This window comes from Sphaerisporangium sp. NPDC049457 (assembly GCF_055586705.1).
The window spans coordinates 242,750-264,501 of sequence record NZ_JBVJHR010000001.1; the positions used below are offsets into that span (position 1 = coordinate 242,750).

Below are 21,752 nucleotides of genomic sequence, written 5' to 3' on the forward strand. Positions count from 1 at the left end.
CGCACGTGTCCCCGACAGCGTTGTCCGCGATCATCGCGGAACTTGAATCCACCTATGACCCGGCTTGGGCGGAGCCCTGGGACGCTGTAGGCCTGGTTTGCGGAGACCCCGCGCAACCCGTACGCAAGATCCTGTTCGCGGTGGACCCGGTGGCGAGCGTCGCCGACGAGGCCGTGGCCTGGGGCGCCGATCTCATCGTCACCCACCACCCGCTGTACCTGCGCGGGACGACCACCGTCGCCGCCGACACCGTCAAGGGCGCGCTGATCCACCGGCTGATCAAGAACGACATCGCCCTGTACACCGCGCACACCAACGCCGACGTGGCCGACCCCGGCGTCTCCGACGCGCTGGCCAGGGCGGTCGGGCTCACCGGAGCGCTGCGCCCCCTCAGGCCGTCCCCCGACGACCCGGCGCGCGGCCTCGGACGCGTCGGCGAACCGCCCGCGCCGACGACGCTCGGCGAGTTCGCCGCCCGGGCCGCGCGCGGCCTGCCGCGCACCGCCTGGGGCCTGCGGGTCGCCGGCGACCCCTCCCGCCCGGTGCGCACGGTCGCCGTCAGCGGCGGCGCGGGCGACTCCTTGCTCGGCACGGCCGCGGCCGCGGGCGTCGACGTCTTCCTCACCGCCGACCTCAGGCACCACCCGGCCGCCGAGTTCGTGGAGTCCGGGGCCTTCGCCGGTGGCCCTGCCTTGATCGACGCGGCACACTGGGCCACCGAATGGCCCTGGCTGCCGCAGGCCGCCGGGATTCTCACGTCCGGGTTGGCCGCCAAGGGGATTAATGTGGAGACGCGCGTCTGCGATACGGTCACCGACGCCTGGACGACAACAGCACAGTGCGAGGATTAAGTGAAAGCTGCCCCTGAAGCACAGAAGCGCCTGCTCGAGCTCGCCGAGCTCGACGCCGTCCTGGACCGGCTGGCGCATCGCCGCCGCACGCTTCCCGAACTCGCCGAGATCGACGAGCGCGCCGCCAAGCTCGCCAGGCTCGCCACCGAGGTGATCGCCGCGGAGACCCGCGCCGGCGACCTCGCCCGCGAGCAGTCCAAGGCCGAGTCCGACGTCGACGCCGTACGGGTGCGGGCCGAGCGCGACCAGAAGCGCCTGGACTCCGGCCAGGTGTCCTCGCCCAAGGACCTGTCCAACCTCCAGTCCGAGATCGCCTCGCTCCAGCGCCGCCAGGGCGACCTGGAGGACGTCGTCCTTGAGATCATGGAGCGCCGTGAGGCCGCCGAGACAGAGGTGGCCCGCCTGTCGGCCGAGCGCACCGAGATCGGCGCCGGCCTCACCACGCTGGAGGAGAAGCGCGACGTCGCCTTCGCCGAGCTCGACAAGGAGAGCGAGGACGCCAAGGGCCGGCGCGGAGGCATCACCGCCGACATCCCCGCCGACCTGCTCGCCCTGTACGAGAAGCTGCGCGGTCAGTACGGCGTCGGCGCCGCCATGCTCCACGGCGGACGCTGCCAGGGCTGCAAGGTCTCGCTGTCGATCGCCGACATCAACCGCATCCGGGCCGCCGCCCACGACGAGGTGCTCCGCTGCGAGGAGTGCCGCAGGATCCTGGTCCGCACGCCCGAGTCGGGGCTGTGAACCTCGTCGTCGAGGCGGACGGCGGCTCCCGCGGCAACCCCGGCCCCGCCGGGTACGGCGCGGTGGTGAAGGACGCGGACGGCCAGGTGCTCGCCGAGGCCGCCGACTCCCTCGGCGTCGCCACCAACAACGTCGCCGAGTACCAGGGTCTTATCGCCGGCCTGCGGTCGGCCCTCGCGCTCGGCGGCGAGGGCGCGACGGTGGAGGTCCGCATGGACTCCAAGCTGGTCGTCGAGCAGATGGCCGGCCGCTGGAAGATCAAGAACGAAGGGCTGCGCCCGCTCGCTCGCGAGGCCGCCGAGCTGGCCGGCCGCCTGCGGGTGACCTGGAAGTGGATCCCGCGCGAGCGCAACCGCGACGCCGACCGCCTTGCCAACGAGGCCATGGACGCCGCCTCCCGCGGCGAACGCCGGCACCCCGCCCCCCTCCCGAACCCCCCAGAAGCCCGCGCCTCCACCCCGAACGAGTCCGACGTCTCCGTCCCGAACGAGCCGGACGCCTCCGCCGGCCGGACCCACCAGTCCGGCACCGGCAGCGGATGGATGGGGCCGGCCCGCACGGCCACCACCTTCCTGCTCCTGCGGCACGGCGAGACGCCGTTCTCCGTCGAGCGCCGCTTCTCCGGCACCGGCGACCCCGAACTGACCCCCAAAGGCGTCGCCCAGGCGGAGGCGGCCGCCGCCCGGCTGTCCCGCCCGCCGTACGAGCTCGACGTCATCGTCAGTTCCCCGCTCAGGCGCGCCCAGGGCACCGCCGAGGCCGTCGCCGCGCGCGCCGGTCTCAAGGTCGCCGTGGACGACGGGCTGCGCGAGGTGGACTTCGGCGCATGGGAAGGGCACACCTTCACCGAGATCCAGCGCCGCTGGCCGGCCGAACTGGAGGCCTGGCTCGCCGACCCGTCGGTGGCGCCGCCCGGCGGCGAGAGCTTCGACCAGGCGGCGGCGCGCGTCCAGGCCGCCAGAGAACGCCTGCTGCTCGACCACAAGGGCAAGAAGGTCCTGGTCGTCTCGCACGTGACCCCCATCAAGCTGCTGCTGCGCTTCGCGCTCCTCGCGCCGTCCGCGGCGCTCTACCGCATGCACCTCGACGTGGCGTCGCTCTCCAGCGTCGACTACTTCCCCGACGGCCCCGAACTGGTCAGATCCTTCAACGACACCGCCCACCTTCGCTGATGGGAGTTACCGGGTCCGCCGATCGGGCGGACCCGGTGCCTGGCAGCCGCCGGTCGCCCGCCCGGGACATGGCGCGGCGCGGGCTCGTTCCATTCGGCCTGGTCGTACCGGTCTCCGGGTTGGAGGCGACTTGTGATCCGTTAGACTGGGACGACAGCGGACGAGTCGGCCGGGCGACCGCGTCGGGGCTCTCGCAGCCCCGCCGAGGAAGGTCCGGGCTCCACAGGGCAAGGTGGTCGGTAACGCCGACCCGGGGTGACCCGCGGGACAGTGCCACAGAAAACAAACCGCCTCTCCTCCGGGGGAGGTAAGGGTGAAACGGTGGTGTAAGAGACCACCAGCGCCCACGGTGACGTGGGCGGCTAGGTAAACCCCACCTGGAGCAAGGTCAAGAAGGGGTCTCCTCGGAGACCCCGCGCGCGACGTTCGAGGGTGACCCGCCCGAGTCGCGCGGGTAGACCGCTTGAGGCCGCCGGCAACGACGGTCCTAGATGGATGGTCGCCTCTTTGCACCAGCAAAGAACAAAACCCGGCCTACAGGCCGACTCGCCCGCTGTCAATCCTGTGACCAGGGGAAATGCCCTTCACAAGATCAAGAACTCTGCGACCTGTCATCACTTTGTCATCAGACTCGATCTGAGAGACCCCAAGAGCCCCGCCGATCGCGGCCCCGGGATGTGATCACGTAGCACGGAATCGCCGACGACGCCGGGCGGTCCACCGCTTCTCCCGTCCGTGTGATGGGTTCTCCCATCGGCGCCGGGTCGGCGGGATGGTGGACGGGGAATGTCGGCGCCGCCCTACGGTGGGGGCCCGGCGTGCCTTTCCGGTCATCGGGCGGGGTCCCTGTGCGCGCTCGCCGTGCCATCGAGTTGTTGCGGGGCGTGATGGCGTCGGCCGTCGTCGGGTACATCGGTTGACCGGCGATCGATGCGCGTGATCTCCGTCTGACCGCAGGGAGACGCTTCTGCCTGATCACGCCGGGGAGCCCTTACTGGCGATTTCCGGTTGAACTATTTCAATGCGGAACGGTGCGCACAAGCGGGGTGCGACAAGTTTTGGACAAGCCTGTGTGGTTAGCGTGAGCGGCCGCTAAGAAGGGAGTCGCCATGCCATCTTCGTTGCCGACCGGTCTGTGGATTCGTTCGGGCGGGAAAGATGGCGGCGCTTTCCAGGTGGCATGCGGAGTGTTGATCGCGTTGGGCGGGGCGCTGGTGGCATTCGTCTTCAACGCGATATACGCGAGGGGCTGGATCGATCTGGAGGTCTACCGGGAAGGCGGAGCGGCGGTGCTGCGGGGCGCCTCTGTCTATGACCTGCTGGTAGGTGAAAGATCGCTGCAGTTCACCTATTCGCCGTTCGCGGCGATGCTGTTCACGCCGCTCGCGCTGGTCGAAATGGACGTCGCCGCCGGCCTGTGGGTGCTGATCTCCATACTGGCCCTTGAGGCGGTGGCATGGATTCTCGTCGGCCGTACCACGGGGAAGCGCGGTGGCCGCCGGGCGGCTCATACGGTACTGGTCGTCATCGCGATGCTTCCTCTGTATCCGGTGACGCTGACGCTGTGGAACGGGCAGATAGGCATCATCCTGCTGCTGGCGGTGGTCGTGGATCTGACGCATGGCAAGGAGAAGTGGCGCGGCATAGGGACGGGTATCGCCGCCGGCATCAAACTCACTCCCCTGATATTCATCCCCTATCTGCTCATCACACGCCGTTTCCGTGCCGCCCTGATGACCGGCCTCGGTTTTGCGGGCACCGTGATCCTCGGGTTCCTGCTGTTGCCGGCCGACTCGCGTGACTACTGGGGTGGTGCGTTCTTCGACACGCAACGGGTGATCGCCGGGCAGGCGCCGGACGTCTTCAACCAGTCGCTTCGCGGCGTGCTCATGCTCATGTCCGGCTCTTGGCCCGTCGTGCCCGTCTGGCTCGCCCTGTGCGCGGTGGTCGGGACGGGTGGACTTCTGGTCGCCGCATGGACCGAGAAGAAGGCGGGCGAGCTCGCCGGAATCACCGCCTGCGCCATCGTGGGGCTGCTCGTCTCGCCCGTTTCCTGGCCGCACCATTGGGTCTGGTGCATACCGCTCCTGGTGCTCTGGGCGCAGCGCGCGCAGCGGGTGGACGTCACGCTTGAGAAGATGGGCGTGGCGTTCCTGTGGTTCGTCTTTCTGCTGCCTGACTACATCACCCTGGCGACACTTGTGATATATCCGTCCCACGCCGGGACGTGGCTGATGTCGCTGACGGGCAGCTATGTACTCAGCGGATTGTCGACATTGCTGGCGCTCGCGGTCTATATCGGCCGGAGCGACTGGCGGCGAAGAAGGCACGAGTCAGGCGACGACCATCCCCTTTCCGTCGTCCCGGGATAGCCGTCGGGCATGGCGATCCGCTCTCGTCCGCAGCGGGCGATTCCTTAGATGCAAGAGTGCTCGCGGATGGTCGCCGTACGCACACCAGGACCGGCACGTCCCGCCCCGGCCGGTCCCGCCGGTGCCGGACAACTATTGAGCCACGACGCCCTGCTTTCCGGGATCCGGCGGCGAGCGAAGTCCTAGCCTGAGAGCGTGGCATTATTCGAAACGGTGGCCATTGTCTCTGCCACCACCACTATCGTTCCGCTGATCTTCCGCGCGGCCAAAGAATGGCTGGTTTCCAGACGCTCCAAAGTCCAGCTTACGGTCACCCTCTCCAGCGGCGATGAAGTGTCGATCACCACGTCGAAGTCGGACGCCAAGGACATCGTCGGGCTGCTGAACAGGATTGCGGCCGAGGAAGCGGCAAAACAGGACGAGACCCTCTCGAACGGGGAGGGGCGATGACCACCGAGACAACGCGCTCGCGGTCGAGCCATGGCGCCAGAAGGGTGGGATCCGGGGCCATCGGCGCTGTCGGAGCGGGAACGACCCTCGCATCTCTTAGCCAGCTCGTCGGGCCGCATTCCGTTCTGAGCACGCTTCTCCTTCTTTCCGCGCCGTCTGTGTCCGCGCTGATCGCCGCGTACGGCCCGTATCTTCGTGAAGTGACCAGCAACTACGTGAAGACGGAGATCGAGAGGACGCTCAAGCAGCGAGCTGAGAGGAAAGCGAGAGAGCGGCCCATCAGGGACGCCAGAAGGGAACTCCAGGGCAGACTCAAGAATCGCCGGCTCTCCCCCGAGAAGAAGGCGGATCTGCTGAAGGCGCTTGAGCACTTGGACGACATGGCCTTGGCGAAGACGCTTGAGGCGGCGGGCCTCACCATCACTTCCGTGACCGTCGACTCCCACCCGGTCACCTCCGTGGCCGTTGACCCCCAGCCTGCGGAACACGGCACCGCGAAAGACTGACCGGCGGTCCGCGTTTCCGGCCTGATCGCTTGTTCTAGGAGAATCGTTCGATGGTCACCGGGATCTGGCCTTGGTGGCGCATCGTCGTCGTCAGTTCGCGGAGCAGGGGGCCGACTGTGGCGTCGGACGGGGTGGACAGGCAGGCGGTGAGGTCCAGGGCGCAGGCGGCGCCGGGGCCGACGCGGCGCAGCTCCCAGGTGAAGACGTCGTCGGCGACGCGCCGGTGGGCCGTGCCGATGAGGCGGGCGCGCGGGTCGGTGACGTCGTCGGCGAGCGTCATCTCCCAGGCGGCCTGGAGGCGGGGGAGGTGGCCGGGAGCGAGGTCACCGGCGAAGAGGACGCGGTAGACGCGCCTGTCGTGGAATCCGTCGGGGACCTGGGGCTCGTCGAACCGCAGGGGAGGCGAGCCGGGCAGCGGCAGGCGGTCGGTGAAGTAGCCGCGCAGCGTCGTTTCGCCGGGCAACTCGCAGCCGTACAGCCGCAGGTGGGCGACTTCGGCATCGCGGCGGGGGACGGGTACGACGCGGGCGCGCAGGGCCGGGTCCGCGCGCATGCCGCGGCCGAAGGCCGCCGAACTCCACCAGGAGGCGTCGCCCGTGGTCCGACCGGCGGTGTCCAGGCCGATCGCGGTGTGGTCGGCGGCGAGCACCATCTCCTCGACCACGATCCCGGCGAAGTCGGCGCCCGGGGCCGCTCCCCCTGAGCGGAGGGGGTCCGGGGCGATCAGGTAGTAGTCCAACGGTGGCCGTGCGCCGGAGGTGCCGCCGATCGCGGTCGTGTGGGGCGGTGCGGTGCCGGCGATCATGGATGCGCGGGTTGGTTCGGTGTTCGCGGTCATGGGCGCGCGGGTGGGGTCGGTGCCTTTCGTCGCGGTCGTGTGGGTTTGCTCGGGGGCTGTGGGTTCGTCGGGGCGGGTGATGTCGGTGCTCATACGTCATTGTCCCGCGATGCGGGCCACTTTCGCGTCGCGGGACGGGGGAGATGTCTTGCGTTGCTTGGCGGCCGCGTATCAGGTGGTGTCGGGTATTTCGCCGGGAGAGCGGCGTAGTTCTGGTTTCGAAGGGGAGTGACCGGGATTCGCGATGCCGGACTTCGCGGCTTCGCGGATAAGAGATCTGGTCGTTGGCGCGGACGGCTTCAGGGCAGGTCGCCGGCGGTGTCGTCGGCGCCGGAACGGCGGGCGAGGAGAGGTGGAGTCGAAGGTCGCTGAAATGGCCTGCCGTTCGGCCCCGGTCGTGTGGAGGGGGGCGGTCGGCGGCACGGGAGGTCCCGGCGCAGGTCCGCGTGTCACGACGTTTCGTCGTAGGGCGTCATGTGGGACGGGATCATCGCTGCCAATAACGGGAAAGCCGCCGAACGCCTCTATAGTGGACGGATTCCCGCCTAAAGGGTATTAGTGAATGGCGTGACCTGGAGTCGGGTTTCTTTTCTTTATTGTGTTCGTCTGTTTTTCCTATCAGCGTGCCGCTGCGGCGTCACTGGTTCGCTGAATGGGTATTCCCTGGTCGCAGTGCTGCCGCGGTGGCACGGAAAAGGTCCGATTCATCGGAATTCAAGCGATATGGGGGAACCGAGTGATTCCTCGGGAAACAGGTCCTTTCATAGGTAAGCGCGCGTTCACTCTGGCGGTCGCGACGGCGATCACCGGTGGGGTCGTCGCACTGTCGCTCCCGGCCACGGCCCAGGCCGGTACGGAAGTGCGGGGCGTCCCGGGGCACCGGGCGCACCACGTCGCTCACGCTTCCGCCGCCGGTCTCGTCGCCGTCGCCAAGAAGAAGACCCGCGCCGGCGACGGCGAGGAGGAGGACGGCAAGAGGAAGAACTGCAAGCACTGTCCTCCTGGCCCTCCCGGGCCTCCCGGTCGGACCGGTGGCATCGACACGGCGTTCCAGGGCAACAACAAGTTCGTCGGCCTCGCCCAGGGCAACGGGCCGACGTTCGTCCGGGACCCGCGAACCACCCCGCCCTGGCATGACATCTCCTCGCTGCCCGGATACCCGGGGAACGCGAGCGACGTCAGCCTGGCCGTGATGGGGAACACCCTGCACGTCACGGTACGCAGCACGACCGGCCTGATCCGCCAGACGGCGTGCACGGTCAACCCCACGCCCGGCACCGGCGGCAACCCGGCCTGGCCGGGCAACTGCAGTTCGTTCGTGGACCTCACCCCGCCGCTCTAGCCCTTGCGGGCCGGCGAAGCGAGAACGCGTGCCGCATCCGGGGCCGTCCCGGATGCGGCACTGTCGTGCCGGGGGTCTTCATGAACGGCCGACGGAGGTCCGGCGGTCATCGCCGTGCGCTCGTCCCGGCGGCCGGCGCCGTTCTACTCGGCCTCTGCGCCGATCGTCCGCCGCAGCCGTGCCGCCAGGCCGGTGTGGTCGACCCCCGCCAGGGTGAGCGCCCGCGGCACGGTGCCGGCCTCGGCTCCCAGGATGCCGAGCAGCAGATGCGCCGGTCGCAGGTCCTTCTTGCGGGACGCCGACACCATGCGGTCGAGGGCGAGCTTGGCGGAGGCGCCCAGTTGGGACGGGACCTTGGGCGAGGGACTCGGCCGCGGCAGGTCGAAGGCCGCCAGGGACACTCCCGCCGCGCTCAGGCTGTGCTCGAACTCCCGGTTCAGTGCGGCGCGGATCGCCTGGTGATCCAGGCCGGCCGCGCTGAGGACCTGACGGGTCGTGGGTTCGCCCTGGGCGGCGATCGCCAGCAGCAGATGCTCGGCCTCGATGGTCGCCGACCCCGCCGCGCGGGCTTCGCGCGCGCCCTCCTCCATGATCGTCGCAAGGTATTCGCCGAACACGGTGGACATCCTCAGCGCCTCCTCAGCTGGACGCCGGCCTCGATGAGCCGCTTGGCGTGCTTCTTGTGGACCGCCTGGCGCGTCACTCCGAGCGCCTCGGCGACCTGCGGCCAGCTCCAGCCGACCCGCATCGCCTGTTCGACGGCGGCGTCCTCCAGTTGGTCGGCGAGCCGCCTGAGCGCGGCCACGGCGGCCAACTGGTCGGCGGGTTCTCGCGACACGGGATGCTCAACACCGGACATGCTAGCAACCCTAGTTGACTAATCTGAGGACAGGCAACCAGGGTTGCCAGAGCGTCGCGGGGGCGGCCTCAGGCGTTGATCGCCATGCCGGGGGGCACCAGCAGGAAGACCTTGTGCGCGATGCGGTCCATGTCGCCGCGCCGGCCGAAGACCAGCCCGGCCGCGAAGTCGACCAGCGGCTTGGCGTCGGCGTCCGACATGCCGGTGAGGTCCATGACCACGGGCATGCCCTTCCGGAAGAAGTGCCCCACATACAGGACCTCGTTGTAGTCCTGTGGGCGGAGTGTCTTCACATACGACATGTCCGGTGGGGGGCCGGCGAAGGCCCTTGGCTTCTCGTGCTGGTATGGACCGCTGGTCCCCGCGTCTGCCACGTCGCCGACGCTAACACCCGTAGACCGCCCTTAGTGATCACATGCGGCAAAACCCCTCGACAGGGGCGGAATGACTATGGGGACATCATTCCTCCGCACTAGCCCACGCCGCCAGGATGCGCGTCTCCTTGTCCGGCGCGATGCCGTGCCGGCGCCAGGACGCGTATCGCTTCTCTAGGGCGTCGTGGTCGCGGTCCTTCAGCCACTCCCAGGTGTCGTGGACGGTCTCGGTCACCGGGCGGCACCGCAGCCCTGCGGCCTCCGCCTTGCCGGTCGAGATCTGCCAGACGGCCGCGGCGTCGGGCTGGGCCGGCATCCACAGCGGCAACTCGGTCCACGGCTGCACGTCCCGGTCGAGCAGGAAGCGGTCGTCGACCCACACGAGCTCGGCGTCCGAGCCGGTCACCTCGGCGCAGTCGGCCAGCCACCGCCCGAAGGTGGTGTTCCCGGACGGGCCGGTGGTGATGAAGCGATCGCTCACCCCGTTCGCGGCCTGGTCGAGGGTGAAGGCCGCGATGTCACGGGCGTCGATGAGCTGCATGGGCGTCTCAGGGTCGCCCGGGGCGAGCACGCGGCCGCCGCGGGCGATGCGGCGCAGCCACCACGGCAGGCGGCCGACGTTCTCCCACGGGCCGAGGATCAGCCCCGGCTGCACGATCAGCGCGGCGCCTTCGAAGTAGCGCTCGACCGCCCGTTCGCACCCGGCCTTCAGCACCCCGTAGTCTCCGTCGTCCGGGCCGGCGTCCGGCGAGCACTCCCACCGCGGCGAGGACTCGTCGGCCGGCCGCGCGGGATAGCCGGAGAACGCCGAGACGCTGGAGATGAACGTGTAGGTGCCGGCATGGCCGGACAGGGCGCGGGCCGACTCGGCGACCACCTTGGGCGTGTACCCGCACACGTCCACGACGGCGTCCCACTCGCGGCCCGCCGCGAGGGCGGCCAGGTCGTCGCGTGACTCGCGGTCGCCCCGGACGGCCGTCACGCCCGGCAGGTCCTCGCCCGAGCGGCCCCTGTTGAACGTGGTGACGTCGTGGCCCCTGCGCAGCGCCTCTTCCACGATGGCCCGGCCGAGGTACAGCGAGCCGCCGATCACAAGAATCCTCATGGCGACCACTCTGGCCCCGTACGGCCCCGGCGCCACCCGTTTTCACGGTCAGCGGATCCACCCCGGGCGCCGGGGGGCCGCGGTTCGCCCAAAGCGCACTGTCGCCGGCGTCCTGCCGCCGATCTCCCCGCCGCCGTCGGCAACGAGCCACCGTCGCCGACGGCAACGCACGACGGCAACGAGCCACCGTCGCCGACGGCAACGCACGACGGCAACGAGCCGCCGCCGGCGGCAACGCATCACCGGCGGCGGAGCCGTCTCGGGCCGCGGCGTCCGGGACTCAGCGGTGGCCGCTCGTCACCGGGCTGAAGCCCTCCTGGTCGAGGACGTGCACGCGGGCCGCGGCGATGTCGAAGTACAGGCCGACGAGCTGCAACCGCCCGGAGTCCTCCAGACGGGCCACCGACGGGTGGGTGCGCAGGTTGTCCAACTGCTGGGCGACGTTCACCCGGCACAGCCGGTCGAACGGTCCGTGATCGGCGACGGCGGGGTCGGACAGGATGTAACGGGCGAGCGTGTGGTCGCCGTGCCGCAGCCAGTTCGACAGGCCCGGCAGCCCGGTGATGTTCTCGCCCGCGCAGAGCAGCGCGGCCATCGCCCCGCACCCGGAGTGCCCGCACACCGTGATCGTGGACACGTTCAGCGCCGCGGTCGCGTACTCGATCGCCGCCACCACCGAGTCGTCGGGCGGGGCCGCGCCGTGCCGAGGCACCAGGTTGCCGATGTTGCGCACCGTGAACAGGTCGCCCGGCCCGCTCGCGGTGATCAGGTTCGGCACCACGCGGGAGTCGGCGCAGGTGATGAACAGGTGGGAGGGCTCCTGCGTGCGCGCCATGCGGGTCAGGAAGGGACGCACCAGGGGAGCCGTGCGCCGCTGGAAGTCGGCCGTGCCGGCCAGCAGATCGGGCACGGCGCCCCGCCCGTCGCCCGTCTCGTCGTCGGCGGCGCGCGAGGGCGTCCACGTCTTGCCGTGGCGCACCGGGATCCGCGACAGCGGGCCGCCCCGCCGGTACGCGCGGGGCAGCCACCAGCGTTCCGGCGCGCGCGGCGGCGTCTTGGCGGCCGACACGCGCGTCCCGCTCGCGGCCGTCGTGTACCACTGGTCGTGGATCTCGTCGATGGAGATGGTGCCGCCGGTGCGTTCGTGCTCCAGGCGCCAGCCGTGCAGGGCCTCGAACGCGGCGTTGTCCATGAAGTCGACGTTGAGGTCGAGGTCCACCGCCGCGCCCGCCGGGATGGCCCGCAGGCAGGAGGTCAGCGACGGAACGCCCACGAACGTCAGCGAACCGGTCACCACCACGTGCCAGCGGTCGTCCGGCTCCAGCCGCACCTGGATCGACACCCGGGTGAGGCGCCGCAGGGCGAACAGCGCGGCCAGGCCCAGCCCGAGCAGCACCCCCTCGGCCAGGCCGATCACCACGACCGCGCCCATGGTGAGCACGTAGATCGGCAGCTCGCCGTGCCCGTGCAGGCCGCGTACGGTGCCGAGGTTGACCATGCGGACGCCGATGAACACCAGCAGGGCCGCCAGCGCCTCCAGCGGGATGAGCGTGACGCTCCAGCCGAAGCACACCGCGAACAGCAGCACCCAGCCGCCGTGCAGGGTCGCCGACCACCGGCTGCGCCCTCCGGCGCGCACGTTCGTGGTGGTACGGACGATCACCCCGGCGACCGGCAGCCCGCCGAGCGCGCCCGACACCAGGTTCGCCACGCCCTGCCCGGTCAGCTCGCGGTCGAGGTCGGCGCGCGGGCCGTCGTGCAGGCGGTCGGCGGCCACCGAGCACAGCAGCGACTCGACCCCGGCGAGCAGGGCGACCAGCAGCACGGCGCCGGCGATGCCGTGCCAGTCGCCCGCGGGCAGCACCGGCGTCGCCCAGTCGGCGAGCCCACGGGAAAGGTCGGCACGGGCCACGTCCCACCCCAGCACGCCGGACGTCAGAGCGGCGATCGACAGCGCCGCCAGCGGAGCGGGGACCACGTTGACGCGCGGCAGACGCGGCCACAGCACCAGAAGACCGATGGTGAGCACGCCGACCGCCACCGCGTGGCTGTGGTTGTCGGCGATCTGCTTGGGCAGCTCCAGCAGGTTCTCCACGGCCGACCTCTGCGGCTGGCCGCCGAGGACCACGTGGAGCTGCGAGAGGGCGATCACCACGCCCACCCCGGCCAGCATGCCGTGGACCACCGCGGGCGAGACCGCGAGCGCCGTCCGCGCCACCTTGAACGTGCCCAGCACGATCTGCAGGATGCCGGCCATGAGGGTGATCATGCAGGTGGCCCGCCAGCCGTACCTGTGCACCAACTCGGCCACTACCAGGGCGAGGCCGGCCGCCGGCCCGCTCACCTGGACGACCGACCCGCCGAGCGGCCCCGCCACGATGCCGCCGACCACGGCCGCGACCAGCCCCGCGAGGAGCGGCGCGCCGCTGGTGACGGCTATGCCGAGCGAGAGCGGTATGGCGACCAGGAAGACCACCAGCGAGGCCGGAAGGTCGTGCCGGAGCACCGATTGAATACGCTGAGTCTTGCTTTCGCCACGTTCCGTATCCCCGGTCATGATGTGACCATACGACGCGGCGGCCATGCGCCTAAGGCTTTGGCCGCCGCGTTTTACATCTGCCGGTGGAACGCTGGGTGATCAGCGGTAATAGTCGGGATAGTCGGTGTCGGCCGGGCGGCGGTGGCCGCCGCGGGACGGCGTCCCGTTCGACGACTGGACGGGGGGATCGTCGGGGTTGCCGACCCCGTTGCCGTACAGCTCGCCGTACGACGGCCAGCTGCCGCCGGTGTTCTGCCGGGGCTGCGTCCACGACGAGGACGTCGCGCCGGAGGCGGAGGTGCGGTCGGGCTCGTACGCCGCGCCGCCGTAACCCTGCCCCTGGCCGCCCTGCCCTGGCAGCGCCTCGTCGTTCCTCGCGGGGCGACCGGCCTGGGCGTCGTACCCGCGCGGGCCGCGGGAGGCGTCGGCCGGCAGACCGGCCGGAGGAGTCGTCCCGTTGACCGTGTCGGAGTCGTCGATCACCGCCCAGCCCGGACGCACCTCGTAGGAGGGCGCGCTGGGCGCGGGCGCCGCCGTGTACCCGTCGTAGGCGGGCAACTGGTAGTCCGACGCCTTCCACGTCTCGTTCGACGAACCCGCCGGCGGGGTGGGTTCGTCCAGGATGTCGTAGGAGCCGGTGGCGGAGTAGGTGGGACGGGCCGGCCACGACTGCGCCGCGGGCGACTGCGCCGCCGCGGGCGGGGAGGCGGGGAACTCGCCGGTGGGAGAGTTCGCAGGGGCGGCGCCCGCCGCCCCGTAGGAGCCGGACGCCGGGAACGAGCCGGTGCCCCGCGGAGCTCCCGCGGCGCGCGGCGTCTCGTACGAGCCGGTCGAGGAGCGGCCCGCGTCGAACATGCCGCCCCCGGCCGCGCGGGAGCCGTCCTGCGGGCCGTTGGCACGCGGGCCGGCCGGGCGGGAGCCGGCGGGCGCGGCGCCGCCGGGCAGCGGGCCGCGGGAGACGGCCGCGCCGGACACCGCGCCACCCGACGAAGCCCTGCCTGAGGTCAGGGGATCGCGCGAGGACAACGGGTCGCGGGGCGCGCCGCCGCCGGAGAGCGGCCCGCTGGACAGCGGGTCGTTCGCCAGCGACCCGGTGGGGTGCTGCGCGCCGGCGAGCGGCCCGGTGGCCAGCGGGTCGACCCGCGGCGCGGTGGCCAGCGGATCGGCGCGCGGACCGGAGACCGGCGGATCGGCGCGTACGGGCTCGGGGCGGCCGGAGCCCCCCCGTCCCGGGTCGCCGGGCCTGCCCGCACCCGTGCGCCTGCGCGGGTCGGCCGGCCGGCCGGGAGCCGCGGGACGGCCCGGGTCGCCCGCGCCGGACTCCGGACGCCGCCGGGCCTTCGACCGCCCGGTGTCGGTGATGCCCAGCGGGTCGGCGGGATCGGGACGGGAACCGCGCCGGTTGCGGGCGGACGCCTGCGAGGCGCCGATGGCCCCGAGCACGTCGGCCGCGGACGGGGCGGATGCGGCGGCGGGCGAAGACGCCGGGGACGCAGAGGACGCCTGCCCGGGGACCGGGGCCGAGAAGGCGACCGTGCGCTCAGTGGCCGCCGCGGGGGAGGCGGGCGTGCTGTTGCGCGAGGGCTCCGCCACGCCTGACATGCCGGGTGACCTGGAAGGAAGGGGCGCCTGGACGGTGGCGGCGTTCGGATCGGCCTCTTCCTTGGCCTTAGGCGCGGGCGGCTTGGCGGCGGGAGACGACGGAGAGTCCAGATCGGGACGGCTGGCCCCCACCCGGGCGGCGATCGTGCCGCCGAAGGCGCCGTCGTCCGCGCGCACGCGGGACCAGTAATCGTCGTCGTAGTCGTCGGCGTCGCCCCACTCGTCGACGCCGCGCCGGCCGCGCGCGGCATGCTGCTTGCCGCGCGGAGCGGGACGGCCGCCGGGCCGTCCGGCGGGCCGGGAACCGGGCTTGCCGCCCCCGGGCCGCAGGCGCGCGGTGGCGCGCTCGGGTTCCTGGAAGGCGTCGAAGCCCTCGGGGAAGCTCTCGAAGAACGTCTCCTCGGCGGGGCGGCCGGGACGCTTGGCGTTGGGATCCTCCGCCTGCTTGGCCAGCTTCTCCAGGCGCTCGGGAGGCAGGTTGCTCTCACGGCGGTTCATGGACCGCATGCCGAGTGCAACGACCACCAGCACGAGCAGCACGACGGCGACCAGGCCGAAAATGACCGCGATCATTGCACCACCTTCATGGCCATCGCCTTCCAGTGGCGCTGAGGAGACCGCGCGGCCATCGACGCGATCTGCCCCCGTTGACCACCTGCGCTCGAGGATTGCATCTGATTCTGTCCGACCACTATGAGCGTTGTCACACCCTACGAGAAGATCCGGTATCCATTACTACCTGCGGTGCTCAGCATGTCACTCGATGTGGGCCGCCGAGAGCCGTCCCCGCGCGATGGTGTGCTGGGCGATCTCTTCCAGCGTCTTGCGCAGGTCGGCGCCGTTCTTGAGCACGAGCATGGCGTCCAGTGCGTACACGCTGAAGCGGTAGGTGTCGTCAGGACGGCACGGGGGGGCGTAACCCGCCTTGCCGGTCGAGGTCAGCCCCTGCAGGGCGCCTCTGGGCACGCTGTTCTGCGCGAGCTCGGTGGTGAGCGGGTCGATGTTGAACAGCACCCAGTGCACCTCCGCCGCGCCTTGTGCGTTGTTGGCGTCGACCACCAGGGCGATCGACTCGGTCTGTTTCGCCGGCACGCCCGACCAGCGCAGCGGCGGATTGCCGGACTGCCCGGTGCAGGAATACTCGGCCGGGAGGGGCGCCTCGTCGCGGAACCGCGGGCTCGAGACGCTGAGCCCGTCCAGGGAGTTCTCGGTGGGCGAGCCGCCGCCCACGATGCCGCAACCCGCCGACGCCGCCATCACCGCCATCACCGCGGCGACGGTGATGCGTCGGCGTCCCATGCGCCCAACCCGCACGGTGTTCATCGGCAGCCCCATGGTCGCTGATGCTACGCGGGTTCGGAGAGTGGCCTGACCCCATCGCCGGAATGGGCGGCGCCGTGGGACGGCCGAATCGGCCAGAATCGAGGCATGGATGCGGCGGCGCGGGGGACGAGCCTGGGCTTCGCGCTGCTCGGCCCGCTGGAGGTCGTTCACGACGGCGCCCCGCTGTCGATCGGCGGGCGGCGGCTGCGCGCGCTTCTCGCGTCGTTGCTGCTCAGCCCGGGTCGCACCGTGCCTGTCGACATGCTCGTCTCCGCGGTGTGGGAAGCCGACCCGCCAAGCGGCGTGGGCAACGCGCTGCAGGCTCTGGTCTCGCGCCTGCGCGCCGTCCTGGGAAGCGATCTGGTGGCCGCCGAAGCGTCAGGTTACCGGTTGGTTATATCTCCGGATCAGGTGGACGTCCACCGGTTCGCCCGTCTTGCCGCCGATGGCCGCGAGGCACTGCGCCTGGGCGACGCGGCCGGCGCCGCGCGCACCCTCAGAAAGGCCCTGGCGCTGTGGCGCGGCCCCGCGTTCGCCGACCTGGCCGGCGCGGGGACGGCCGATTCCGAGATCGCCCGCCTGGAGGAACTGCGCCTGGCCGCCGTCGAAGACCGGGCGGAAGCCGACCTGCTGCTCGGCGGGCACGCCGACGTCCTGGCCGAACTGCCCGCGCTCATCGCGGCCCACCCGCTGCGAGAACGGCCGCACGGCCTGCTGATGCGTTCGCTGTACGCGGCGGGACGGCGGGTGGAGGCGCTCGCCGCCTACCAGGCGGCCCGCGACACCTTCGCCGACCGGCTCGGCACCGACCCCTCGCCCGCGCTCGCCGACCTCCACCTCTCAATACTCCGCGACGCCCTTCCCCCGACCCCGGCGTCCGTCACGCACACGCCTGCCGACGGCGGCGCGGCCACCGCACCCACCGGTCACGGGGGCGGGTTCGCCGGGGCGGGGGGTAGGAAGGGGAACCTGCGGGCGCGGCTGACCAGCTTCGTCGGCCGGGAGAAAGACCTGCGACGCGCCGGCGACCTGCTGGCCGGCCATCGGCTCGTCACCATGCTCGGACCCGGCGGGGCCGGCAAGACCCGCCTCGCCGTCGAGGCGGGCGAGGCGCTCGCCGGCCGGATGCCCGCCGGCGTCTGGCTGGCCGAGCTGGGGCCGGTGCGCGACCCCGACGACGTGCCGCGGGCGGTGCTCGCCGCGCTCGGCCTGCGCGACATCGGCCGCACTCCCGTGCTGTCGCAGAGCCCGCCACCCTTCGAGGCGGCGGACCTGACCGCGACCCTGGTCTCCGGCCTCGGCCAGGGAGACCGGCTGATCATCCTCGACAACTGCGAGCACCTGGTCGACGCCGCCGCGCGCCTGGCCGACCGCATCCTCGCCGAATGCCCGCAGGTACGCATCCTCGCCACCAGCCGCGAGCCCCTCGGCATCACCGGCGAACTGCTCTGGCACGTCCAGCCGCTCGACGACGAGCACGCGCGCAGCCTGTTCGCCGACCGCGCCGCCACGGCCCGCCCCGGCTACGTGCCCGGCGACGACGAGCAGGCGGTCGCCCGCATCTGCCGTGAACTGGACGGCATGCCCCTGGCCATCGAGCTGGCCGCCGCCCGGCTGCGCACCCTGTCCGCCGGGCAGATCGCCGACCGCCTCGACGACAGGTTCCGCCTGCTCACCGGCGGCAGCCGCACGGCCCTGCCGCGCCACCAGACTCTGCGCGCGGTGGTCGAGTGGAGCTGGGACCTGCTGGAGGAGCGCGAACGGGTGCTCGCCCGCCGCTTCGCCGCGTTCGCCGGCGGCGCCACGCTCGACGCGGTGGAGACGGTGTCGTCCGACGGCCTGCCGCCCGGCCTGCTGCCCCGTGCGGAGGTGCTGGAGACGCTGGCCAGGCTGGTCGACAAGTCGCTCGTCGTCTACGAGGACCAGCGCTACCGGATGCTGGAGACCATCCGGGTGTACGCGACCGAGCGGCTGGCCGAGTCAGGGGAGGAGCACGCCGTCCGGCTCTCACACGCGCGGTTCTTCACCGCATTGGCCGAGGACGCCGAACCGCGGCTGCGCCGGCCTGAGCAGGTCGAGTGGCTGGCCGCCCTGTCCGCCGACAACGACAACCTCACGGCGGCACTGCGCTGGGCGGTCGAGGCCGGTGACCGCGACCTCGCGTTGAGACTGGTGGGCGCGCTGGGCTGGTACTGGTTCCTCATGGGGCGCCGCACCGAGGGAGCACAGCGCGCCGCCGAGGTGATCGCCCTGCTGGACGACACGAGCGCCGGCGGTGCCGGGCGAGCCGACGCCGTCGTAGGTCATTCCGGCGTGGGCGATGCCATCGACGCTGCGGATGCCGTCGCCGGTGCCGAGGTAGTCGCGAGTGCCGAGGTTGTCGGAGGTGCCGGCGGCGGGGGCGCGGGTGGTGGGGATGCCGGCGATGTCGGGGCGCGTCGGCGGGCGGTCGCTCTGACCGTCCAGGGCATCCTCATGGCCGGCGGCACCACCCAGTGGCGGGAGTCGAAGGACGTGCTCGAACGAGCCCTGGACCTCGCCAGGTCATCGGTGGGGCGCCCCTGGCCGGTGCTGGTGTCGCTGGCCGAACCGGTGCTGGCGCTGTTCGTCGACTACGCGCCCGACCCCGACCGGATCTTGTCCGACATGTTCGACGACCCCGACCCGTGGGTGGTCGCCTCCGCTTACCTGTTGCGCGGGCACTTCAACTACAAGATCGGCCAGATCGCCGAGGGGGAGGCGGACGTACGGGCCGCGCTGGAAGGCTTCCGCGCCACGGGCGACCGGTGGGGCGTCAGCACGGCCATGGCCTCCCTCGCGGAGGCCGGCACACTGCGCGGGGACCACGCCACCACCATCGCGACGATCAGCGAAGCGCTCACGCTGGTGGAGGAGATCGGCGCCGTGGAGGACACCCCGTACATGCGCACCCATCTCGCGCTGGCCCTGCACGCCTCCGGAGACCGGGGCGGCGCCGAGGCGGTGCTCGACCAGGCGCTGGACACCTGCCGCATATCGGGCGACCGCATGGGGGAGGCCGGGGTGCGCAGCGTGCGCGGCGACTTCGCCCGCGAGGAGGGCGACCTGCGGCGCGCCGGGCTTCACTACGAACGGGCGCTCGCCCTGGCCGCCGACGACGTCGCTCCCGCGCCGTTCAGGGCCCTGCTGTACTCGTCGCTGGGGTTGCTCAGCGAGCAGAAGGGCGACCTGGCGGCCGCCCGGGAGGCGCACGCCGAGGCGCTGCGGCTCGCGTGGCACACCCGGGACGGCGGCACGTTCGGCCTGGTGCTCATCGCCCTCGCCGGACTGGCCGTCCGCGAGGGCGACGCCGCCGGCGCCGCGATGCTGCTCGGGGCCGCCGCCGGAGTGCGAGGCGTCGATGACGTGGTCGGATACGACCACGTCCGCATCACCGAAGCGGTGGTCGCCGCGCTCGGCACGGAGGAGTGCCGGCGCCGCCACGAACGCGGCGCCGCCTTGCCTCTCACCCAGCTCTTCGACCTCGCGCACCGGCATGTCCGCCCCCTGACCGCACAACGTCCTCCCACCCCCGCCCCTCTCCGGCCGGCCACCTGAGCCCGGCCCCGCGAATGGGGGCGTACAGCGTCGTGATGAGCGCCGGGCTCAGCCGGGCACGGGTCAGCCGCGGGCGCGGAAGGCTCGCAGGGACAGGGGGGCGAAGATCACGGCGATGCCCAGCCCCCAGAGCAGCGAGATGGTCGCGTGGCCGGCGACCGGACCTCCGCTGAGCAGGCCGCGGACCGCGTCGGCCAGGTGCGTGACCGGGTTGACCTCGACCCACCGCTGCAACCACTCGGGCAGCGTCTTGGTCGGGACGAACGCGTTGGAGGTGAAGGTCAGCGGCATCATCACCGAGAACGCGATGATCTGGACCTTCTCGGGTTCGGACGCGGTCAGGCCGATGAGGACCGACAGCCAGGACATCGCGAGGGCGAACGCGAGCAGCAACGCCAGCGCGCCCACCACCCCGGCCACGCCGGTGTGGATGCGGAACCCGAGCACGGTGCCGAGGCCCACGAACAGCGCGAAGGCCCAGACCTGCTTGAGCGTGTCGGCGACGATGCGCCCGGCCAGCGGGGCGGTGCGGGCGATCGGCAGGCTGCGGAGCCGGTCGAACACGCCCTTGTTGATGTCGGTGCTCAGCCCGATGGCGGTGGTCAGGGTGGCGAACAGCATGTTCTGCACGACCAGCCCAGGCAGCGAGAACTGCAGATATTCGCCGGTGGACCCCGAGATCGCCCCGCCGAAGACGTAGGTGAACAGCAGCAGGAACATGATGGGCTGGACCGACAGGTCGAGCAGCTCCATCGGGTTGTGCTTGATCTGCACCAGGCTCCGCCAGGCGAGCGTCATGGTGTGCCGCAGCGCGGCGGCCGGGCCGACGCGGTTGGGGATGACGGGCGTGGGCACGGCCCCGGTCAGCGTGGTCACGCGGACACCCCTTCCTTCTCCTTGGTGTCTTCCACGGAGGTCTCGTCCTCCACGGCGCGATGGCCGGTCAGGGCCAGGAACACCTCGTCGAGGCTGGACTTGCGCAGGGTGAGTTCGGAGGCGACCACCCCGTGCTCGTCGAGGCGGCGCACGATCGCCGGGACCACCTTGGGGTCGTTGACGTTCACGGTCGCCAGGCCGCCGATGACCTCGGGACGGACGCCGATCACGTCGGTGATCACATCGGTCACCAGGTGGATGTGCTCGCCGAGCAGCGGGCGCACCTGGAGGACCTGGGCGCCGGTGGTCGACTTGAGCTCGTCGGAGGTGCCCGAGGCGATGACGCGGCCGTGGTCGAAGACCACGATGTCGTCGGCCAGTTCGTCGGCCTCCTGCAGATATTGCGTGGTGAGGAGCACGGTGACGCCCTCGGCCATCAGGCCGCGCACCACCCCCCACAGCTCGGTGCGGCTGCGAGGGTCGAGGCCGGTGGTCGGCTCGTCCAGGAAGAGCACCTGCGGACGCCCCACGAGACTGGCGGCCAGGTCGAGCCGGCGCCGCATGCCCCCGGAGTACGTCTTGGCGGCGCGGCCGCCTGCGTCGGTCAGCTCGAACCGCGACAGCAGCTCGCCGGCCCGCTGACGGGCGCCCGCGCGGGGCATGCCGAGCAGCCTGCCGATCATCACGAGGTTCTCGACGCCGGTCAACGTCTCGTCGACGGCGGCGTACTGCCCGGTCAGCCCGATCAGGGAACGGACCTTGTGCGCCTCGCGGGCGACGTCGAAACCGCCGACCGTCGCATGCCCGGCGTCGGCTCTGAGCAGGGTCGCCAGGATGCGCACGGCCGTGGTCTTGCCCGCGCCGTTGGGGCCGAGGACGCCGAGCAGCCGCCCCTCGGGCACGACCAGATCGACCCCGTCGAGCGCTTTGGTCTCGCCGTAGTGTTTGACCAGGCCTTCTGCCTGGACCGCATATCGCATCGCTTCGACTCCTCGGTGGGGGGATGGCGGTCACGCTCGGCTCGCGGCCCGGGTGACTGACCAGAAGTCTGCTGTACGGCACTGACATTTCTCTGAGATCTGAGCGCCGCCCGTCCCTCAGCGGCTGACAGATCGCTGATATCGAGGTGCATGGTGATCGGACGGTCACCTTACGCGCCCGAATATGGTCCGGGCTTCTCCCGGCGGCCGTCGTCGTCGGGCGGCCGTGATCTCGTTAGGCTGGGG

General features: G+C 71.5%; 18 protein-coding genes and 1 other RNA gene. 9 read left to right on the plus strand and 10 right to left on the minus strand.

Translation table 11 applies throughout. The features are described from left to right. Window positions 1–5 precede the first annotated feature (5 nt). From ACZ6QO_RS01035 to ACZ6QO_RS01065, 7 genes are all read left to right on the plus strand, one after another. A complete protein-coding gene (locus tag ACZ6QO_RS01035) occupies window positions 6–851 on the plus strand; it encodes a Nif3-like dinuclear metal center hexameric protein (RefSeq protein WP_465846435.1) in 846 nt (281 codons plus the stop codon). Beyond that, window positions 852–1,592 (plus strand): zinc ribbon domain-containing protein, encoded by a 741-nt coding sequence (locus ACZ6QO_RS01040; RefSeq protein ID WP_465846437.1) that lies wholly within the window; start codon window positions 852–854, stop codon window positions 1,590–1,592. After that, window positions 1,589–2,764 (plus strand): bifunctional RNase H/acid phosphatase, encoded by a 1,176-nt coding sequence (locus ACZ6QO_RS01045; RefSeq protein WP_465846439.1) that lies wholly within the window; start codon window positions 1,589–1,591, stop codon window positions 2,762–2,764. The genes ACZ6QO_RS01040 and ACZ6QO_RS01045 overlap by 4 nt, the downstream gene beginning before the upstream one ends. 161 nt (window positions 2,765–2,925) lie before the next feature. Beyond that, an RNA gene (rnpB, locus tag ACZ6QO_RS01050) (RNase P RNA component class A) lies at window positions 2,926–3,317 on the plus strand. A gap of 556 nt (window positions 3,318–3,873) precedes the next feature. After that, window positions 3,874–5,136: a glycosyltransferase 87 family protein gene (locus ACZ6QO_RS01055; protein WP_465846441.1), complete on the plus strand. Its 1,263-nt coding sequence runs from the start codon at window positions 3,874–3,876 to the stop codon at window positions 5,134–5,136. 195 nt (window positions 5,137–5,331) lie between these two features. Next, entirely contained in the window at window positions 5,332–5,586 is a 255-nt protein-coding gene (locus ACZ6QO_RS01060) for an effector-associated constant component EACC1 (protein ID WP_465846443.1), read from the plus strand. Further along, window positions 5,583–6,092, plus strand: coding sequence for a hypothetical protein (locus tag ACZ6QO_RS01065; protein WP_465846445.1), 510 nt, complete (start codon window positions 5,583–5,585; stop codon window positions 6,090–6,092). The genes ACZ6QO_RS01060 and ACZ6QO_RS01065 overlap by 4 nt, the downstream gene beginning before the upstream one ends. Before the next feature lie 34 nt (window positions 6,093–6,126). Here ACZ6QO_RS01065 and ACZ6QO_RS01070 read toward each other — a convergent pair whose 3' ends face one another. Then, window positions 6,127–7,023 carry a hypothetical protein gene (locus tag ACZ6QO_RS01070; RefSeq protein ID WP_465846447.1) on the minus strand — a complete coding sequence of 299 codons (897 nt, stop codon included), beginning with the start codon at window positions 7,021–7,023 and terminating at the stop codon, window positions 6,127–6,129. 766 nt (window positions 7,024–7,789) lie between these two features. Here ACZ6QO_RS01070 and ACZ6QO_RS01075 point away from each other — a divergent pair. Continuing rightward, the gene (locus tag ACZ6QO_RS01075) at window positions 7,790–8,272 is read left to right on the plus strand and encodes a hypothetical protein (RefSeq protein WP_465846449.1); all 483 of its coding nucleotides are present in this window, start codon (window positions 7,790–7,792) and stop codon (window positions 8,270–8,272) included. A gap of 143 nt (window positions 8,273–8,415) precedes the next feature. On the opposite strand, the gene ACZ6QO_RS01080 is transcribed toward ACZ6QO_RS01075, so the two are convergent. The 7 genes from ACZ6QO_RS01080 to ACZ6QO_RS01110 all read right to left on the minus strand — a co-directional run bounded on the left by ACZ6QO_RS01080 (window position 8,416) and on the right by ACZ6QO_RS01110 (window position 16,086). Continuing rightward, complete coding sequence (locus tag ACZ6QO_RS01080; RefSeq protein WP_465846451.1) at window positions 8,416–8,898, minus strand: Clp protease N-terminal domain-containing protein; 483 nt, start codon at window positions 8,896–8,898, stop codon at window positions 8,416–8,418. Window positions 8,899–8,900: 2 nt separating this feature from the next. Next, window positions 8,901–9,131, minus strand: coding sequence for an RNA polymerase subunit sigma-70 (locus tag ACZ6QO_RS01085; RefSeq protein WP_465846453.1), 231 nt, complete (start codon window positions 9,129–9,131; stop codon window positions 8,901–8,903). A 68-nt stretch (window positions 9,132–9,199) separates the two neighbouring features. Then, window positions 9,200–9,424, minus strand: a complete 225-nt coding sequence (locus tag ACZ6QO_RS01090; RefSeq protein ID WP_465846455.1) for a cell division protein SepF — start codon at window positions 9,422–9,424, stop codon at window positions 9,200–9,202. A 166-nt stretch (window positions 9,425–9,590) separates the two neighbouring features. Next, window positions 9,591–10,610, minus strand: a complete 1,020-nt coding sequence (locus ACZ6QO_RS01095) for an SDR family oxidoreductase (protein ID WP_465846457.1) — start codon at window positions 10,608–10,610, stop codon at window positions 9,591–9,593. Between the two features lie 280 nt (window positions 10,611–10,890). Continuing rightward, entirely contained in the window at window positions 10,891–13,167 is a 2,277-nt protein-coding gene (locus ACZ6QO_RS01100) for a SulP family inorganic anion transporter (RefSeq protein ID WP_465846459.1), read from the minus strand. A gap of 81 nt (window positions 13,168–13,248) precedes the next feature. Continuing rightward, window positions 13,249–15,324 carry a hypothetical protein gene (locus ACZ6QO_RS01105; RefSeq protein ID WP_465846461.1) on the minus strand — a complete coding sequence of 692 codons (2,076 nt, stop codon included), beginning with the start codon at window positions 15,322–15,324 and terminating at the stop codon, window positions 13,249–13,251. A 183-nt stretch (window positions 15,325–15,507) separates the two neighbouring features. Further along, a complete protein-coding gene (locus tag ACZ6QO_RS01110) occupies window positions 15,508–16,086 on the minus strand; it encodes a YbhB/YbcL family Raf kinase inhibitor-like protein (RefSeq protein ID WP_465846463.1) in 579 nt (192 codons plus the stop codon). 93 nt (window positions 16,087–16,179) lie between these two features. Here ACZ6QO_RS01110 and ACZ6QO_RS01115 point away from each other — a divergent pair, with 93 nt between their 5' ends. Then, window positions 16,180–19,650: a BTAD domain-containing putative transcriptional regulator gene (locus ACZ6QO_RS01115; protein WP_465846465.1), complete on the plus strand. Its 3,471-nt coding sequence runs from the start codon at window positions 16,180–16,182 to the stop codon at window positions 19,648–19,650. Between the two features lie 63 nt (window positions 19,651–19,713). Here ACZ6QO_RS01115 and ACZ6QO_RS01120 read toward each other — a convergent pair whose 3' ends face one another. Both ACZ6QO_RS01120 and ACZ6QO_RS01125 read right to left on the minus strand, forming a co-directional pair. Further along, the gene (locus tag ACZ6QO_RS01120) at window positions 19,714–20,526 is read right to left on the minus strand and encodes an ABC transporter permease (protein WP_465846466.1); all 813 of its coding nucleotides are present in this window, start codon (window positions 20,524–20,526) and stop codon (window positions 19,714–19,716) included. Beyond that, complete coding sequence (locus tag ACZ6QO_RS01125) at window positions 20,523–21,506, minus strand: ATP-binding cassette domain-containing protein (protein WP_465846468.1); 984 nt, start codon at window positions 21,504–21,506, stop codon at window positions 20,523–20,525. Before ACZ6QO_RS01125 ends, ACZ6QO_RS01120 begins: the two co-directional genes overlap by 4 nt. Window positions 21,507–21,752 lie beyond the last annotated feature (246 nt).

Coding starts and splice junctions, on each gene's coding strand:
- ACZ6QO_RS01055 (WP_465846441.1), top strand. CDS start 3,874: ATGCCATCTTCGTTGCCGACCGGTCTGTGGATTCGTTCGGGCGGGAAA.
- ACZ6QO_RS01065 (WP_465846445.1), top strand. CDS start 5,583: ATGACCACCGAGACAACGCGCTCGCGGTCGAGCCATGGCGCCAGAAGG.
- ACZ6QO_RS01070 (WP_465846447.1), bottom strand. CDS start 7,023: ATGAGCACCGACATCACCCGCCCCGACGAACCCACAGCCCCCGAGCAA.
- ACZ6QO_RS01080 (WP_465846451.1), bottom strand. CDS start 8,898: ATGTCCACCGTGTTCGGCGAATACCTTGCGACGATCATGGAGGAGGGC.
- ACZ6QO_RS01085 (WP_465846453.1), bottom strand. CDS start 9,131: ATGTCCGGTGTTGAGCATCCCGTGTCGCGAGAACCCGCCGACCAGTTG.
- ACZ6QO_RS01095 (WP_465846457.1), bottom strand. CDS start 10,610: ATGAGGATTCTTGTGATCGGCGGCTCGCTGTACCTCGGCCGGGCCATC.
- ACZ6QO_RS01100 (WP_465846459.1), bottom strand. CDS start 13,167: ATGACCGGGGATACGGAACGTGGCGAAAGCAAGACTCAGCGTATTCAA.
- ACZ6QO_RS01105 (WP_465846461.1), bottom strand. CDS start 15,324: ATGATCGCGGTCATTTTCGGCCTGGTCGCCGTCGTGCTGCTCGTGCTG.
- ACZ6QO_RS01110 (WP_465846463.1), bottom strand. CDS start 16,086: ATGGGGCTGCCGATGAACACCGTGCGGGTTGGGCGCATGGGACGCCGA.
- ACZ6QO_RS01115 (WP_465846465.1), top strand. CDS start 16,180: ATGGATGCGGCGGCGCGGGGGACGAGCCTGGGCTTCGCGCTGCTCGGC.
- ACZ6QO_RS01125 (WP_465846468.1), bottom strand. CDS start 21,506: ATGCGATATGCGGTCCAGGCAGAAGGCCTGGTCAAACACTACGGCGAG.